Source organism: Deltaproteobacteria bacterium RBG_16_64_85, assembly GCA_001798885.1.
GTDB lineage: Bacteria > Desulfobacterota > Deferrimicrobia > Deferrimicrobiales > Deferrimicrobiaceae > FEB-35.
Map to the genome: position 1 here is coordinate 21,871 of MGQW01000073.1, position 13,475 is coordinate 35,345.

Annotated in this window: 14 protein-coding genes; 2 read left to right on the plus strand and 12 right to left on the minus strand. The window is 62.5% G+C overall.

The window, feature by feature from the left end:
• The first annotated feature begins 94 nt into the window (after window positions 1–94).
• Window positions 95–1,282, plus strand: a complete 1,188-nt coding sequence (locus A2Z13_03730) for a hypothetical protein (GenBank protein ID OGP77021.1) — start codon at window positions 95–97, stop codon at window positions 1,280–1,282.
• A 168-nt stretch (window positions 1,283–1,450) separates the two neighbouring features.
• A complete protein-coding gene (locus A2Z13_03735) occupies window positions 1,451–2,236 on the plus strand; it encodes a hypothetical protein (protein ID OGP77022.1) in 786 nt (261 codons plus the stop codon).
• A gap of 128 nt (window positions 2,237–2,364) precedes the next feature.
• Here A2Z13_03735 and A2Z13_03740 read toward each other — a convergent pair whose 3' ends face one another.
• From A2Z13_03740 to A2Z13_03795, 12 genes are all read right to left on the minus strand, one after another.
• Window positions 2,365–3,624, minus strand: coding sequence for a polysulfide reductase (locus A2Z13_03740; protein ID OGP77023.1), 1,260 nt, complete (start codon window positions 3,622–3,624; stop codon window positions 2,365–2,367).
• The gene (locus tag A2Z13_03745; protein ID OGP77024.1) at window positions 3,621–4,403 is read right to left on the minus strand and encodes a hypothetical protein; all 783 of its coding nucleotides are present in this window, start codon (window positions 4,401–4,403) and stop codon (window positions 3,621–3,623) included. The genes A2Z13_03740 and A2Z13_03745 overlap by 4 nt, the downstream gene beginning before the upstream one ends.
• A complete protein-coding gene (locus A2Z13_03750) occupies window positions 4,367–5,125 on the minus strand; it encodes a hypothetical protein (protein OGP77025.1) in 759 nt (252 codons plus the stop codon). The genes A2Z13_03745 and A2Z13_03750 overlap by 37 nt, the downstream gene beginning before the upstream one ends.
• Before the next feature lie 208 nt (window positions 5,126–5,333).
• Entirely contained in the window at window positions 5,334–6,632 is a 1,299-nt protein-coding gene (locus A2Z13_03755) for a polysulfide reductase (protein ID OGP77026.1), read from the minus strand.
• A gap of 18 nt (window positions 6,633–6,650) precedes the next feature.
• A complete protein-coding gene (locus A2Z13_03760) occupies window positions 6,651–7,577 on the minus strand; it encodes a 4Fe-4S ferredoxin (protein OGP77027.1) in 927 nt (308 codons plus the stop codon).
• Between the two features lie 32 nt (window positions 7,578–7,609).
• Complete coding sequence (locus A2Z13_03765) at window positions 7,610–8,158, minus strand: hypothetical protein (GenBank protein ID OGP77028.1); 549 nt, start codon at window positions 8,156–8,158, stop codon at window positions 7,610–7,612.
• Between the two features lie 73 nt (window positions 8,159–8,231).
• Window positions 8,232–8,744, minus strand: coding sequence for a hypothetical protein (locus A2Z13_03770; protein OGP77029.1), 513 nt, complete (start codon window positions 8,742–8,744; stop codon window positions 8,232–8,234).
• Window positions 8,745–8,890: 146 nt separating this feature from the next.
• The gene (locus A2Z13_03775; protein ID OGP77037.1) at window positions 8,891–9,748 is read right to left on the minus strand and encodes an HflC protein; all 858 of its coding nucleotides are present in this window, start codon (window positions 9,746–9,748) and stop codon (window positions 8,891–8,893) included.
• A 393-nt stretch (window positions 9,749–10,141) separates the two neighbouring features.
• Window positions 10,142–11,956 (minus strand): GTP-binding protein TypA, encoded by a 1,815-nt coding sequence (locus A2Z13_03780; GenBank protein OGP77030.1) that lies wholly within the window; start codon window positions 11,954–11,956, stop codon window positions 10,142–10,144.
• 13 nt (window positions 11,957–11,969) lie between these two features.
• Window positions 11,970–12,530 (minus strand): hypothetical protein, encoded by a 561-nt coding sequence (locus A2Z13_03785; GenBank protein ID OGP77031.1) that lies wholly within the window; start codon window positions 12,528–12,530, stop codon window positions 11,970–11,972.
• A gap of 94 nt (window positions 12,531–12,624) precedes the next feature.
• Complete coding sequence (locus A2Z13_03790; GenBank protein OGP77032.1) at window positions 12,625–12,969, minus strand: hypothetical protein; 345 nt, start codon at window positions 12,967–12,969, stop codon at window positions 12,625–12,627.
• On the minus strand, window positions 12,966–13,385 hold the full coding sequence (locus A2Z13_03795; protein OGP77033.1) for a hypothetical protein: 420 nt from the start codon (window positions 13,383–13,385) through the stop codon (window positions 12,966–12,968). The genes A2Z13_03790 and A2Z13_03795 overlap by 4 nt, the downstream gene beginning before the upstream one ends.
• Window positions 13,386–13,475 lie beyond the last annotated feature (90 nt).

Sequence of the window (13,475 nt, forward strand, 5' to 3'; positions counted from 1 at the left end):
GGTCCTCCCTCCTGCGCCCCCGGGGGGCGCTCCCCCGCGCCCTCCTGCGCCCCCCCGCGTTCCCCCATCCGCGCTGGCGGCCACCTTCCAGGCGATGCGCCACCGGAACTTCCGGCTCTGGTTCTTCGGCCAGCTCACCTCGCTCGTGGGCACCTGGATGCAGACGATCGCCCAGAACTGGCTGGTGTACCAGCTGACCGGCTCGGCGCGGGATCTGGGACTCGTGAACTTCGTGGGCGCCATCCCCCTGGTGCCCCTCACGCTCTACGCCGGCGCGATCGCCGACCGGTTCTCGAAGCGGAAGATCATCTTCGCCATGCAGGCCGCCATGATGGTCCAGGCGTTTCTCCTCTTCGCCCTGTGCTGGGCAGGCGTGGTGCAGGTGTGGCACGTTATGGCGCTCGCTTTTCTGCTCGGAGCGGCGCAGGCCCTCGACACCCCGGCACGGCAGGCCTTCGTCGTCGAGCTGGTGGGGAAGGAGGACCTGTCCAACGCGATCGCGCTCAACTCCGGGATCTTCCACGGAGCACGGGTGATCGGGCCGGCGGTGGCGGGGATTCTCGTGGCCTACGTCGGCGTTTCCGGAGCTTTTTTCCTGAACGGGGCGAGCTTCCTGGCCGTCCTCGGCGGGCTCTTCCTGATGGACGCCTCCCTCATCCGCCGCGCGCGAGCGGACGGGAAGGTCGGGGACGACCTGCTCGGGGGGGCCCGGTACATCCGGGATTACCGTGCGCCGAAGGCGATCGTCCTCCTCGTCTCCTTCTCGGCGCTGCTGGCGATGCCGTACCACGTTCTGGTCCCCGTATTCGCCAAGGAAATCCTGGGCGGGGGGGCTGGCACCTACGGGATTTTGATGTCCGCGGCGGGGGTGGGCGCCGTGCTCGGCTCCCTGTTTTCCGCATCCGGGTGGGCGGTGCGGCGGAAAGGCATGGCACTGACGGCGGGAAGCCTGTCGTTCCCCCTGTTTCTGTTTGCCTTCGCGTTTTCCCGCGATTATGCTCTGTCCGTTGGCCTGCTCACCGCGATCGGGTTCGCCTTCGTCCTGCAGAACGCGCCGGCGAACTCCCTGCTCCAGACGATCGTGCCGGACCACCTCCGCGGGAGGGTGATGGCCATTTACGTCTCCCTTTTCCTGGGGCTGATGCGGATCGGAGGCCTTCTCCTGGGGCTGCTTGCGGACTCTACCTCTACGACCGCAGCGCTGGCCACAGCGGCCGTCGCGAGCCTCGCCGGGGGGGCGGCGATCTGCGCGAAATTTCCGGAGCTGCGGAAAATGGAATGAGCGCTCCGCTCGCATACCCGGTACCGGCTGCGCCCCCCTCCTGCGGCGGCTCCGCCGGAGACCCCCCTGCCGCTGGAAGAAAGCCGCAATCGACGGGGTCGGCTTTCCGCGGCACGGGACTTCCGGTCGGTATAATAATTTACCGTAACTATTTCGCGAGGTGATCGCATGAGGAAGCGCTTTCGATTCGGCTCCGTCCTGCTGCTCGCAGGGCTGCTGTGGGCTTCGGCTGCCTTCGGGTGGTCGTTCGGGGTGTGCGGGGACAGCCGGGACGACCGGTACGGGGTCTTCCCCCGCATCCTGGCGGCGGTCCGGGATTCCGACATGGAGTTCCTCCTGCACACGGGAGACCTCGAGCGTCCGGGCGGGACGAAGTCGTGGGAGGCGTTCAAGGCGAAAGCGGCGGATTTCCCGAAGCCGCTGTACGTCGTGATCGGTAACCACGAACTGCGGGAGGGGACCCGCGAGGAGTTCGCGCGCTTTTTCGAACTGCGCTCCTCTTCTTACGGTTTCACGCACAAGGACGTGCGGTTCCTCGTCCTCGACAACGCGGACGGGGCCCTGCCCGACTCCCTCCTCGACTGGCTGAACCGGGAACTGGCCGCCCACCCCAAGGGAAAAAACGGGATCGCCCGGATCGTGGTGGCGATGCACATCCCGCCGCAGACGGACAGCATTTTCCCCCACCGCACGACAAGCGGCTACGGTGAGCAGAGCTTGAATCTCCTCAAGATCCTTCTGCGTCACGGGGTGGACCTGATCCTTTGCGGCCACGAGCACATGCAGATGGTGGAGGACTGGAACGGTATCAAGGTGATCGTCTCCGGCGGCGCCGGCGCCCCCCTCGTCCCCTTCCAGAAGTACGGCTTCTACCGGATCGATGTGAAGACCGACGGCATCCAGGAGACCTTCCTCCAGATACCGAAGACCGCTCCTTCATCACCCGGAAAATAACCCGGTCTTCCTGGGCAACCTCCGCAGGAGGGTGCGATTCCCTCCAGGGACGCAGCCGGGCGTAAAAAAAGGGCGCCGGATCGTTCTCCGGCGTCCTTCGTCTACGGGCGGATCTTTTGTTTCCGGCCTTACGCCCCGGGGGCGGGCAGGCCTCCCGTCGTCTCTCCGTTCAACCCCTTCCCTTCCTCCCTCATTTCCTTCCAGGGCGGCAGGATTTTCAGGAGGACGGCCAGGATGACCAGCGGCAGCAGGAGCAGAACGAAGGCGTAGAGGAGCCCCTCGAGCCCCCCGAACTCCATCTTGTAGGTGGTAAGGCCTCGAAAGCTCTTCGAGAACATCTGTCCGCCGATGACCACGTTCCACCGCGTGGAGAAGATGCCGAACTGGATCAGGAGCACGGAGATGAAGTAGAACATCTTCCGCAGGTCCTCGTTCAGGGAGAACCGCTTCTTGAAGATCTTGGTGATGCTGATGATGCCCAGGGGCAGGAGCATCCCGAGCATGACCTGGATGACGACCAGGCTCATGAAGAGCTTGCTCATGACCATCTCGGAGAGGATCTTGATCTCCTCCTCGCTCTGGTAGATGCGGTGGATGAAGTCGACGAACTCGAGGGAGAAGTCGACGATGACGGCGTAGAAGAGGAAGTCGACCGCCTTGTCGACGCACTTCATGTTGATCTTTCCGCCGGTCAGGGGGGTGATGACCATATAGAAGAAGATGACGAGGGCGACCCCCGACACGATCGCGGAGAACAGGAACACGATCGGGATCAGCACGCTGCTCCACCAGGGGTTCGCCTTGACGGAGCCGAAGATGAACCCGACGTAGCCGTGCAGGAGGAACGCCGAGGGGATCCCGACGATGGTGATCGTCTTGAGCGCCTTGGAGTCGAAGGCCAGCGCCCCCTCGCTCTTGTCCGTGGAGAAGAGGGCGAGCCCCTTGTGGATCCACTTCATCGCGCCGGTCTCTCCTTCCGCCCAGTGGATCAGGTCCGTCCGGTAGACGAACCAGATCTCGAGCAACAGGACCGCCATGAGGTACCAGGCGTAAACGAACCCGAACATCGCCATCGCGGAAGAGGTCTGCGGGGTCAGGAAGATCTCGAAGCTCCGCTCGGGGTGGCCCAGGTGCGACAGCAGCGGCAGAGGCGCAACGAGCAGATACGACAGGGCCGTCAGGAGCGACAACCGGTAGAGCGGCTGGACCTCCTTGACGTTGAACACCTTCACGAGGGACGCCAGGATGAACGCCCCGGCCACGATGCCGGTGAGGTAGGGGTAGACCACGACCAGAATGCCCCAGTGGATTTCGATCTCGTTCGGGTAGATGAACCCCGTGATCTGGGGCAGGAGCTCGTACAGGGACTTATACAGTTCGTTGGTCATCGCACCTCTCCGTCCAGGCTCGCGTAGTAGACTTTCGGCTCCGTGTTGAGCCCCGGCTTGAGCACGTGGATCTTGTTCATCCGCCGGAACCGCGCCAGGGGGCTCGCCACGCTGTTCAGATCCCCGAAGATGCGGGCCTGGGTGGGGCACACCTCGACGCACGCCGGGAGCAGGTTCTGCGAGACCCGGTGGTAGCAGAAGGTGCACTTGTCCGCGGTGTGGGTCCGGGGATGGAGGTACCGGGCCCCGTAGGGGCATGCCTGGATGCAGTACCGGCACCCGATGCACGTCTTGCTGTTGACGAGGACGACCCCGTCATCGGTCTGGAACGTCGCCCCGACCGGGCAGACCTGGACGCAGGGCGGATCCGCGCACTGGTTGCACAGCTTCGGGACGAAGAAGCTTCGCAGGATCGACCGGTCCGCCGCGGAATCGGGCACTCCTTCCGGTTTCGTCTCGACCGTATTCACGATCGCATCGCCGTTTCGCTTGATGATGTATCGCTCCACCCAGGTCCGGGTGAAGAAGGGTTCCCTGGGGACGTCGGTTTCCGTCTTGCAGGCCTCGACGCACCGGGTGCAGCCGATGCACTTGTCCACGGAGACGCCGAAGCCGTACCACTTCCCTTTCCGCGGGGCCTCCTTCGCGAGCACCTTCGCGGGCAGGATCTGGAAGACTCCCCCGATCGCACTCCCGGAAACGAGGAATGCGAGGACATCCCTCAGGAACTTTCGTCTGCTGTTCACTCTTCCACCTCCGGCGAATGCGGATAATGACATTGCCAGCACACGTACTTCTCCCCGTGTGTGGACAGGTCGACCTTCGGCGCGTTCCTGGCCAACTTGTCCTTCGCGTCCTTGGCATGGCACTTCCCGCAGAACTCCCGGTTCTGCGGCTTCGTGGGCTTGACGCTCCGGGGCGAAATCTTGTGCTGCTGCAGCGCCTGGTGGCACACCGTGCACTCCAGCTGGACGTGGTGGGACACCGCCTTCGTCCGGGCGATCTCCCCGTGGCACGCCGAGCACTCCTTCGGGGTGGTCGGCGGCTTCGGGTCGTGCGGGTTGTGGCAGGCGGCGCAGGCCTTGAGCGGGTTGTGGGCCACCGGGTTGATCTGCGGGAAGCCCCTGGGACGCGACGGGTTGTAGGCGTGGCACAACGGGCAGAACGACCGCTCCTTCGGGATGGCCGGTTTGAACTTGTCGGGGTCCTGCGTGTGCGCCTTGGCGGGGCCGTGGCACGTTTCGCAGGAGAGATCCTTGTGGTATCCCGTCTTCTTCTTCTCGTAGATCTTGTCGTGGCACTCCGCGCAGGCGTGGAAGCCGGCGTACTGGACGGGCATGGCCTGCTCCCTCTTGACCGCGTCCGCCCACTGGATCTTCACGTCCTTCATGGGCTTGGGAATCAACACGATCACGACGAACGCCCCCACGAAGATCAATCCCAGGAAAACAACCAGCAGCCTCACCAGGGCGTCCGGCATTTTCGAAAGGAATTTTTTCATTGCGCGTTCTTCCTCCTTGTGACCGTGAAAGAAAAAGGCGGACGTGACGGGATTTGCCCAGCCGCCCCCCCGCGGTTTTCGTGGGCCTGGCCAGCGGCCGGCATGGGCCGGCGCTGGCCGAAAATGCATCGAATCTTACCCGGTAGCCCGGGGTCTGTCAACGAGAATGGATCCTGCCGGGAGCCGGCAGCCGGAGCGTGAAGCCGGCCTAAGCCTCCGCCTCGACCCCCGGCCCGCCGGAAACCCGTCCATGCCGTTGGACGATGAACCTCTGGTCCGCGATGACCGGCGTCACGCCGTCCTCCCCGACGTGGAAGTCGCCGTTCAGGATCGGAATCGCCACCCGCAGGAGCATGGTGTAGACGAAGAGCCCGGTCGCCCAGATCCCCATCGTCAACAGGAACTCGATCCCGGTGGGGGCATAGTCGTAGATTTCCCCCAGCACGTCGGGCGCCAGCCCCGGGATCACGAGCCCCATCCCCTTTTCGATGTAGACCCCGATGAAGATAAGGACGCACCCGATGTTCAGCGTCACGTAGTTTTCCCGGGTCTGCGGGATGAGGAAGAGCAGGAACGCGGTGACGTTGAAGAACATCGCCGTCCAGATGTACGGGACCAGGGTGGTGTGCCCGTGGAGCCCCTGGAAGAGGTACTGCATCGGGGCCAGATGGATCGTGTCCGAATAGTATTCCTTGAACACTTCCGCGCCCAGCAGGAACAGGTTGAGGAACATCGAGTAGGCGATCAGCTCGGCGACCTTGAAGATCGCCTCGTCCTTGATTTCGGTCTTGGTGTATTTCCGGATCACCTGGAAGAGCATGATCATGAAGGCCGGCCCGGAGCAGAACGCCGACGCCAGGAAGCGGGGCGCGAGGATCGAGGCGTTCCAGAAGGGACGGGCGCCCAGCCCGTTGTAAAGGAACGCCGTCACCGTGTGGATGGAGACGGCCGCCGGGATGGAGAACAGGATCAGCGGGACGGTAAACGACGGGTTCGGCTCCCGCCGGTGGTAGAGGTTGTAGAGGATGTAGACGGCGATCACGAGGTTCAGGACGAGGTAGAGGTTCAGCACCACCACGTCCCAGGCCAGGAGCGACTGGGGGAAGTTGAGGATCCCGATCTTCGGGATCAGGTGCCAGAACCGGTCGGGCCGCCCGATGTCGACCGTGACGAACAGGAGGCACATCACCATGGCGGAGACCGCCAGCATCTCGCCCAGGACCGCGATTTCCTTGATCGGCTTCCAGTGGTAGACGTAGGCGGGGATGACGAGCAGGACGGCGGCGGCCGCCACGCCGACCAGGAAGGTGAAGTTGGAAATGTAGAATCCCCAGGACACCTGGTCCCGCATCGCGGTGACGATCAGCCCGTTCTGGAGCTGGTACGCGTAGGCGACCGTGCCGATCGCCATCATCGCCAGCAGGGAAAAGACCCAGGCGTAATACGCCACGCTCCCCTTGACCACGAGGACGAGCGTTCCCTTGAAGAATTCCCAGATCTTTTTCATCGTCCGCCCCCGCAGGTTTTACGTCGCGTAGAAGTAGTAGAACTTCGGCTGGGTGTTCAGGTCCTCCTTGAGGATGAACACCCGCTTGTTTTCGATGATGTAGCGAACCTCGCTCTCCGGGTCGAGCAGGTTCCCGAACTTGCGGGCCCCCACCGGGCACACTTCGACGCACGCCGGGTATCGCCCCGCGCTCTCCCGGACGCGCTGGATGCAGAAGGTGCACTTCTCCACCACCCCGACGGGGCGGGGACGGTTCCCCAGGTAGTGCGTGTCCGGGTTGAGCTCGGCCGCCGGCAGCCCGGGCTTCTTCCAGTTGAAGTGCCGCGCGCCGTAGGGGCACGCCGCCATGCAGTAGCGGCAGCCGATGCACCAGTTGTAGTCCACCACGACGATCCCGTCGTTCTCCGTCCACGTCGCCTGGACCGGACATACCTTCGTGCACGGCGGGTTCTTGCACTGGTGGCATTGCACGGGCATATAGAAGTGCCCCGGCTCGGGGACCTTGGAGGGGTTGTAGTAATGCTCCGCCTCCTCCAGGAAGACCCCCTTCTCCTTTTTCATCCGGAGGACCCGGATCCAGTGGATCTGCGGCTCCCTGGACGGGTTGTTCTCCCCGACGCAGCCGTAGACGCAGCGGCGGCACCCGATGCAGCGCGAGAGGTCGAGGGCGTACCCGAACAGGACCCCCTCGATGGGAGGGGTCGCCTTTACCTTGACCGCCTTTCCGAACCGGGCGCTGTACTCTTTCTCCAGGCGGGCGAGGACCTTCTGCAGTTCCGTCTTGTCGAGCTCCCGGAAATTCTTCTGGAAAAACGCCTCCCAGACGGAGGCGGACGCGTCCTTCCCGGGAAGAGCGAGGGCGCCCAAGCCCGCGGCCAGTCCCTTCAACGCCTTGCGGCGCGAGAGCCGGAAGGCGTTCCGGTCGCGCGTTTCCTTATCCGACATGACCTTCTCTCCTTGACAAACCAGGTTCACGCTCAGCGGATGCCTTCCGGGCGGACCGGCGGGGGCATCGGCTGGATCGGCTTGTACCTCGGGTCGTGCGGATTGTGGCAGTGGGCGCACAGGAGGTACTCCTTCTTCCCGTTCCACAGCCCGGTCCGCTTCCCGTGGACGCCCACCTTCCAGTCGCGGAACTTGTCCCCGTGGCACTGCCCGCACAGCCGGTACGACTCCGAGAAGTCGATCTTCTCGCCGGAGACCAGCCGGAGCTTGTCCCGGTTGGCGGTGTCGTGGCAGTCCAGGCACCAGCGCTGTCCCTGGGCGTGGTTCAGGACGATGCCGGTGTGCTCGTCCTTGAGGACCCTGCGGGTCGGGTTCGGCTTGATCTCCTTGTGGCACTCGGAGCAGGGGAAGATCCCCGGCGTAAACGGCGGCGGGGGAACAGGAAACTGCAATGCTGCCGGCTCCTCATTCCGGGTCTTGCGCTCCTCCGTCTGGTGCACAGCCAGGGCTTGTGCGGAATAGAGGAGAAGAGCCGCCGTCCCCGCCAGGAGGAAAAGATAATACGGCCGTTGATTTTTCATAGGACCCCCGACAACTGTCTAGAAGAGGAAACCCGACGAAAAGGGATGGCCCCCCAACCCCCCCGGCAGTTCCTTACTCCCCCATCCGGAGGCCGGTGGCCTCCAGGAAATCGAGATACTCGTAGATCACATCGAAATGCTTCGACTCCTCGCTCGAGAGGAGCTTGAAGAACTTCCGTTCCTGGGGGTTCGTCGCCCCCTCGGCCATCCGCTTGTACATCTCGCGCCCCTCCGCCTCGAAGCCGAGGGCTTTCCGCATGGCGGCCGCCGCGTCCCCGGAAATCGTTTTCTCCTTCCGGATCCGCCGCGTTTCCCGCTCGAACATCTGCATCCTCGCCTCGCTGGAGGCGGTGGAGACCGCCGGGAACTTCCCCTCCTCCTCGAGCTTCCGGGAGATCACAAGGATGTCCTGTGCGTGCTTTTCCTCAAGGACGGCGAGAAGCTCGAACACCTGCCTCGCGAAAGCATCCGAACTCTTGGCGGCGGCTGCGGCGAAAAACCGTTTCCCCTGTTTTTCGAACCGGAGCGCCCGGGTCAGGGCGCCGGAAGAGTTCTTTTTCCATTTCGAAGACGCGGAATTCGCCATCGCTCTTCCACCCCCCTCGAATTCAATAAACAGTCCTGATTATTATGCCCACGGTCCGTCCCCGTTTTCCACTCGAAAAAAAATCTATTCTTTTTTCTTCGGTCGGGACCCGACGGGCGGGCCGGATCCCGTTTGCGATCATTTGTTTATCTCTTCTGCAGCTCACCTACGCCAATAAACGGTACCGCCCCGCCCCCTGTAACCTGGGGGAGTATCCCATTCCATTTATCTATGGCCTTGAGATTGGCCTCGATCTTTCTAAGCTCTATAAGGTCCGGTGAAATATTCGCTCTCTGCAGCCTCAAGGATTCCGCCTCTGCCCTTGCTGCTGTAATCTTCTGCTCTGCCTCTATCTTTATTCTATCCAGGTCTCTCCTTGCCTTTAGTGCAAGCTGTTCTGCTGTCTGCTTTGACTCAATAGCCTCCGTAAATATTTTAGAGAAGCTGAAAGCGACAATAGAAACCGCATCAACTGCTATATTATTAGGCATAAGTCTTTCAGCAAGGTTTGCTCTCATTGCCTCGCTTACTGCTGCTCTCTTTGTTATAAGCTCTTCTGCTGAATACCTGGCTGACACAGCTTTCATTACCTCTTGTATTGCAGGGTCTATAATACGCTCCTTGAAGTGTATCCCAATGGTTTGATAGACAACATTTGCCTTATCAGGTATGACATGATAGTTAAGCGCAACCGATGAAGTCACATCCTGAAGATCAGCTGAGGCTGATGTGGCATCAGTTACTGCCTTTTGAACCTTGACATCCATTATGGCAACCCTCTGCATTACAGGTATCCTGAAATGCAGCCCTTCTCCAAACACATTCTCCTGAACAGCACCAAAATTAAGGACAACCCCTCTTTCACCTGCCCCAATCTGAACCCATGGCTTCAAGAACATGAAAAAGGCCAGGATTGCTACAATGATCAGCGCCTTCCTCGCAGGTCCTTTCTTCATCGCAGACAGCATCGTCTCACTTGCACTGTAAACATTTCTTTCATCCATCCCTACCCCCTCATTGAAGGAAGTTTGTTTTTTCGCTGCCCAGTCGGTAGGGTCCTTCACTCCTCCCGGCCGTTGTGTTTCGGGGGCCGGATCGACCTGCCCGACATCACCGACCCCGCCACACCTAACGCTGCTGCTTCCGACGGCCTTTCGCCGTCAGTATACTCAAATGGGATGGGAATCAACAGGACGCTGGCCTGGAAGAGGTCCCGCAGGATGACGGTATCGAAGACGGGGGAGTGGACGAAACTCCCGTCCGTCCGGAAGACCCCCGCGGGAGCAAGGACGTGCAGGTGGGGATGCCAGCCGAGGAACTCCCCGGCGGTCTGGATGGAGACGATGGCGACGGGAAGATGCCCTTCTTAGGCTCGACTTTACCAACCCCTTTTGACCTTAAATAGCCGGCTCTTTTTTCCTGGGACGGCGATTGGCCTCCAGGACCTTCTTCCGGAGACGCAGCGAGGACGGCGTCACCTCGGCCAGCTCGTCCTCGTTGATGAACTCGAGCGCGCCCTCCAGCGACAGGATCCTCGGCGGGACCAGGCGAAGCGCCTCGTCGGCGCCGGCCGCGCGGATGTTGGTGAGCTTCTTCTCCTTCGTTACATTGATGTCGATGTCCACGGGACGGGAGTTCTCCCCGACGATCATCCCTTCGTAGACCTGCGTCCCTTCCCCGATGAAGAAGGCGCCGCGGGACTGGAGATGGAAGATCGCGTAGGCGGTCGCCCGGCCTGACCGGTCGGCCACCAGCGCCCCGTTGATCCTCTCCGGGATCGGGCCCTGCCACGGCTCGTACCCGTCGAAAAGATGGTTGAGCAGCCCCGTCCCGCGCGTCTCCGTGAGGAACTCCGAGCGGAACCCGATGAGCCCCCGCGACGGAATCCGGTATTCGAGGCGCACCCGCCCATGCCCGGGATTGACCATCTTCGTCATCTTCGCCTTGCGGGCCCCCAGGCGTTGAGTCACCGTTCCCAGGTAGGCCTCGGGGATATCGACGAACAGCATCTCCACCGGCTCCTTGAGCACTCCGTTCCCGGTTTTCGTGACCACCTCGGGGCGGGAAACCGACAACTCGAATCCTTCGCGGCGCATCATCTCGATGAGGATCGCCAGCTGCAGCTCCCCGCGACCCATCACGGTGAATGCGTCGGTCCCGGAGAAGTCGATCCGGAGCGCCACGTTGGCGAGTAGTTCCTTCGCAAGTCGCTCCCGAAGCTGCCGTGAGGTGACGTATTTCCCCTCTCTCCCGGCGACCGGAGAGGTATTGATCGAGAAGACCATCGACACCGTCGGCTCGTCGACCGCGATCCGCGGCAGGGGGCGCGGCGCCATCGCGTCGGAAACCGTGTCCCCGATGGTGATCAGCGGAGCTCCTGCGACGGCCACGATCTCTCCCGCTCCGGCTTCCGGGATCTCCTCCCGGGAAAGCCCTTCGTAGCCGTAGAGGAGCGCGACCTTGACGCGCTCCATCGCCCCGTCCTTTCCGCAAATGGACACGGCCTCCCCGGCGCGGAGGGTCCCGGAGAAAACCCTCCCCACGGCCAGCCGACCGATGTAGTCGCTGTAGTCCAGGCTCGTCACCAGGAACTGCAGGGGGGCGGAAGGATCCCCGGACGGAGGCGGTACGTGGGTGAGGATCCGGTCGAACAGAGGGCGGAGGTCTCTCCCCTCCCCGCCGTCTTTCTCCCGTGCCGTCCCCGCGCGGGCGTTCGTCAGGAGGATCGGGAATTCCAGCTGCTCCTCCGCCGCGTCCAGGTCGATGAACAGGTCGTAGACCTCGCTGATCACCTCGTCGATCCGGGCGTCCGGACGGTCGATCTTGTTGACGACCAGGATCACCGGGAGTGCCTGTTCCAGCGCCTTCGAAAGGACGAAGCGGGTCTGGGGGAGCGGCCCCTCGGAAGCGTCCACCAGCAGGAGCACCCCGTCGACCATCTTCAGGGTGCGCTCCACCTCCCCGCCGAAATCGGCGTGGCCCGGGGTGTCCACGATGTTGATCTTCACCCCCCGGTAGACCACGGCGGTGTTCTTCGCCAGGATCGTGATCCCCTTCTCCCGCTCCAGGTCGGTCGAGTCCATCACGCGATCGGGAACGGCCTGATGTTCGCGGAAGACGCCGCTCTGTTTGAGCATCGCGTCGACCAGCGTGGTCTTGCCGTGGTCCACGTGGGCGATGATCGCCACGTTGCGGATGTCGGAGGGTCGCATGCGCGTGAGGGTCTTACCGGAAGGAGCGCTCGAACAGCTCCCGGATCGCCCGGCGGCCGTTTTCCTCCAGGAACCGCGTCCCGGTCCCGGTAAACCGGCGATTGCCGATCCGCAGGGCGGCGGGGTCCGCGATCTCCGCCCAACCGTCTTCCTTCCACGCGAACCAGCGGCCCCGTTCCTGATCGAAGACGAAGATCGGCTTGTTGCAGAGCTTGGCGAACTCGGCGCCCCAGCCGGTGCCGCCGCGCACGGTCCCGTCTTCAAGGATCTTGCCGATGACGTAGATCTCCTGCCCCGCGTTGACCATGTACCACAACGTCTGCAGCACCTTGCGGATGAACAGGGCATCGGAGTACGTGCGATTCATCAGCTTCGAGACGTAGGCCAGGCTCACGTCGCCCTTCGAAAGCTCCTCGCGGGAGAGCACCCTCACTCCCCGGACACGCGCGATCCCGTGCCCCTCGAACGTGAAGTTGACTTCCTCGATCCCGTACGCTTCCGCCTGGACGCCGAACTCGTGCTCCGCGCCGTTCGCGCCGCCGCTGTACAGGACGCACTCCTCTTTCTTCAGCAATGTCGCCTCCTTTGTTCGCCGCTGCGAACAAAAACTATAGCATGTACCGGACCGGAAGGCGCTTCGCCTGCGTCCGTATCGGCGGCCGTTTTCGTTAGGCGAAGTCGAACAGGTATTCGGTTGCAGAACCGCCGGCACGCTTCGCATAGAGAGCGATTCTCTTCGCAACGAGCCGAAAGTTATCCGGGGGGACCGTCCAAGGCAGGATCAGGACCCCGGCGTGGGGCAGGCCCTTCTCGAAGAACTCCCGCGTTAGTAGGATGAAGTCGTTCCGGTTGCGGGTGACCAGGCAACGGTCCTCTACCGCCGCAAGTTCCAACTGCTCCCGGTCGGACAACCCTTGCCTTCCCGACTCGTGCACGCTGGTCGCATCCACTCCCAAGGACCTGAGGATGACGGCGACTTCGGGGGCGATGTCCTCGTCGAGGCAAATCTTCACCGGGGGGACCTGCGGACGAAGGGGAGTCTTTCCCGGACGATATTTTCGTCCATGTCCCTGTTCGCGTCGACGAGATCTTCCATCTCCTTGGGGTAGGCACGGTAGTATCCCAAAGCGGCCAGCAACTGCCTGTCGGAGAGCCAGGCATACGCCTTTTTAAGCCGCTTCTCGTCCTTTCCCAGCGCGAGGTAGGAGGCGATCACCTCCCAGACTTCGATCCCCGTTCCTTCGATTCTCGCCCTGCGGCCCGAAGGGCCGTCGGCGAATACGACCCCGGGGCACCGCCGCATCTTCGCCGCTTCGGCGATAAGCTCCGAAGCCAGGGAAGAGAAGGTCGCCCGCCGCCCGCGCCGCAGTTGCTCAATATCCCGGGCCGTTGCGTCGTTGATGCGCACGCTCTTTACGGAAGTCTTCATCGGCCACCTCGATTATTACAATTGTATACAGTACATTATATATGTATCAGATCTCACCATCAACACATTTCAATCCACGCGCCCGCGCGG